Below are 3,100 nucleotides of genomic sequence, written 5' to 3' on the forward strand. Positions count from 1 at the left end.
CTTCCTTCAGACCCCGCCTCACGGCGACGCCCTTGCGCTTCGCTAGTCCTTCACCGCCATCAGGCTGGACAGAGGACTTCCACCTCCAAGCTGTCGATCATGCTCGGCACACCGTAGGTTGGGTTCGTTTTACGAACCCAACAATGGCTCCGGCCGCGGGATGTTGGGTTCGCGTCGCGAACCCAACCTACGTCGCTCCTAACCGGCCTTGGTCCGCCGCTTGGTCGCCGCTTTCAGCGATTCCAGCACGTCGTCCGCACTGAACCCCTTCGAGGGGTCGGCTTTCATATCGTCATAGGCGGCCGCCACTTCGGTGCGCAGCCATGTCTCCAACGTCCGGTCGCGCACCAACTGCGCCTCCGCTCATGCTCGACGGGATCGAGAACGCTATCACAGACCAAACGATGGCATGGTCAGATGCTGTCCGCCGCCTCGCCCTCCTTCCCCGCCGGCACGGCCAACCCCGGGTCGAAGCGGAGCAGGGCGTCGACGATGGCGTCGATCCGCGGGTCGGCCGGGTCGCGCGGATGCGGCAGCTCGATGCCCCGCTGCAGCGACACCCGCCCAACCCCCTCGGCCAGCACCACCACCCGGTCGGCCAGGGTCACCGCCTCGCGCAAATCGTGGGTGACCAGCAGCACGGTCGGCCGGTGCCGGCGCCAGTATTCCGCCAGCAGGGCCCGCATCCGGCCGGCCAAAGCGTGGTCGAGCGAGACCAGCGGCTCGTCCAGCAGCAGCAAATCGGGTTCGACCAAGAGGGCCCGGGCCAAAGCCGCGCGGCGCTGCATGCCGCCGGAGAGCTGGCCGGGCCAGGCGTCCTCGCGGCCTTCCAGCTCGACCGCCGCCAGCAGGTCCCGGGCCTCGGGCTCGGCGGCGCGGCCGGCGACCAGCAGCAGATTGTCGAGCAGGCCGAGCCAGGGCACCAGCCGCGGGTCCTGGAACACCGCGGCGCGGCGGCGCGGCGGCCCGTCCGGCCAGTCGATCCGGCCCTGATAGCCGGAATCGAGCCCGCCGATGATGCGCAGCAGCGTGGTCTTGCCGCGGCCGGAGGGGCCGGCCAGGGCCACGAACTCGCCGGCCCCGATCGACAGATCGACGCCGTCCAGCACATCGCGCGGCACCGGCGCGGCGAAGCGCCGGCGGATGCCCTGCAGTGCCAGGCCGATCACGGCGACCGCCAGCGGCCGGCGGCGCGGTCCAGCGGCTGCAGCAGGAAGGCTTCGATCGCCAGGATCACGGCGATGAACACCAGCGTGTAGGCGAGGATCCCGGCAATGTCGAAGAAGTTGAAGAAGCTGCGGATCTGAAAGCCGACGCCGTCCGGCCGGCCCAGCAGCTCGACCACCAGCACGATCTTCCAGGTCAAGGCGAGGCCGGAGCGGGCGGCCGCCATCAGGCTGGGCGCCAGCTGCGGCAGCACGATCCGGCGCAGCACCCGGCCGCGCGGCACGTCGAACAGTTGCGCCATCTCCATCAGCGGGCGGTCGAGGGCCCGGGCGCCCTCGCGGGTGATCGCCACCACCAGCGGCGCCTTGTTGACCGCGACCGCGATCACCGCCGCCCATTCGTTCAGCCCGAACCAGACGTAGCAGAGCACGATCGTGACCAGCGCCGGCATGTTCAGCGCGATCACCAGCCAGCCGTCGAACAGCTCGTCCAGCAGCCGGCTGCGGCCGAGGGCGATGCCGATGGCGGTGCCGAGCAACATGGCGGCGGCGAAGGCGGCCAGCACCCGCGCCAGGGTGATGGCGACGTTGCGCAGCAGGTCGCCCGCGACCAGGTGCTGCCAGGCGGAGGCCGCGACCTCGGCCGGCGGCGGCAGCACGGCGCTGTCGGCCAACAGGGCGGCGACCTGCCAGATCGCGGCCAGGGTGGCGAGGGAGAGCAGCCAGCGCCAACGCCGCAGGCTTGGCGCCGTCGCCGCCGCTGCCCCGGCGTCAACCGCCATAGCCGGGCCAGAAGGTGCCGGGCGGCAGCGCCGTCAACCCGCCGACCGCGGCCGGGGTGATGCCGGCCATCAGGCGCAGCGCGGCGGCGGCAGCCGTCGCGTCGGCGGGGCTAGGGGGCGCCGGGATGCCGGCGCGGTAGCCGTCGCGCAGGGCGGCGAAGACAGTATCGTCCTCGGCCTGCATCTCGGGTTTGAGCCGCTGCCACAGCGCATCGTCGGTCTTCATCGCTGCCTTGGCGGCGAAGGAGGCGTCGAGGAAGCCGCGCGCGAGATCCGGGTTCTGCGCCGCCCAGCCATCGCGGAACACCCAGCCGAGCAGCGGCGGCGGGCGGTCGAGCCCGAGCTCCGGCAGGATCTTGCCGATCTCCACCACCGGCCGGAAGCCCTTCGCGGCCAGCCGGGCGGCGAACTGCCAGAAATTGAGCACGGCGTCGAGGTCGCCACGCAGCGCCAGCTGGTTCAGCAGCGGCGGCGCCGCGAAGTTGACGGTGGCGGCGCGCGGCAGGTCGATGCCGGCCTTGCGGGCATAGGCCTGGATCAGCACCCAGCTCTTGTCGTCCTCGCCGCCGGCGACGCCCAGGCGCTTGCCGGGCAGGTGCTGGATGGTGCGGATGCCGGTCTTGGGGTCGGCCATCAGCGCGCCGACGGTCAGCGAGAATGGCACGAAGGTGGCGTCGCGCCCGGCCTCGCGCTGCCGCGCCACCCAGATCCAGTCGGTGACGATCAGGTCGACCGCGCCGGACTGGAAGGCGACGGCGGTGGCGTCCTTGTCGGCCAGCACCAGCGGCTCGAGCGTGAAGCCGTGGCGGCGGTCGAGCCCGTCGCCGATCACCGCCAGCTCCCAGTTCACGGTGCCGAACTGCAGCGTGCCGACGCGCACCCGCGGCAGGTCCTGGGCACTGAGGACAGCCGGCGCGGCCAGCAGCGCGCCCCCGATGAGGAAACCGCGGCGGCCGATCAGGGGTGACTGGGAAGACATTGCGAGGAAGACCCGTTTCCACCGTTGTCATGCCCGGGCTTGGCCCGGCATCCAGAGACTGTCGACACCCTCCGGATTGCCGGGTCAAGCCCGGCAATGACAGGAAAAGAAGGATGGCCCTGTTACCGGTTCAGCACGCCGGCGTGGTGACGGATGTGGTCGGCGATGAAGGT

4 protein-coding genes are annotated in these 3,100 nt (G+C 71.5%); all 4 read right to left on the reverse strand.

The annotated features are described in order from the left end of the window. Window positions 1-198: 198 nt before the first annotated feature. Complete coding sequence (locus ACTOWL_RS37640) at window positions 199-351, reverse strand: hypothetical protein (RefSeq protein WP_441326424.1); 153 nt, start codon at window positions 349-351, stop codon at window positions 199-201. A gap of 62 nt (window positions 352-413) precedes the next feature. After that, window positions 414-1,169 (reverse strand): ATP-binding cassette domain-containing protein, encoded by a 756-nt coding sequence (locus ACTOWL_RS37645; protein WP_441326425.1) that lies wholly within the window; start codon window positions 1,167-1,169, stop codon window positions 414-416. Then, window positions 1,166-1,948 carry an ABC transporter permease gene (locus ACTOWL_RS37650; RefSeq protein WP_441326426.1) on the reverse strand — a complete coding sequence of 261 codons (783 nt, stop codon included), beginning with the start codon at window positions 1,946-1,948 and terminating at the stop codon, window positions 1,166-1,168. Before ACTOWL_RS37650 ends, ACTOWL_RS37645 begins: the two co-directional genes overlap by 4 nt. Next, a complete protein-coding gene (locus ACTOWL_RS37655; RefSeq protein WP_441326427.1) occupies window positions 1,938-2,927 on the reverse strand; it encodes an ABC transporter substrate-binding protein in 990 nt (329 codons plus the stop codon). The genes ACTOWL_RS37650 and ACTOWL_RS37655 overlap by 11 nt, the downstream gene beginning before the upstream one ends. Window positions 2,928-3,100: the final 173 nt, after the last annotated feature.

Source organism: Inquilinus sp. CA228, assembly GCF_052078665.1.
In the GTDB taxonomy this organism is placed as follows: Bacteria; Pseudomonadota; Alphaproteobacteria; order DSM-16000; family Inquilinaceae; genus Inquilinus.

Excerpts from the sequence above, each read along its gene's own strand:
- ACTOWL_RS37650 (WP_441326426.1), bottom strand. The coding sequence starts at position 1,948 with ATGGCGGTTGACGCCGGGGCAGCGGCGGCGACGGCGCCAAGCCTGCGG.
- ACTOWL_RS37655 (WP_441326427.1), bottom strand. The coding sequence starts at position 2,927 with ATGTCTTCCCAGTCACCCCTGATCGGCCGCCGCGGTTTCCTCATCGGG.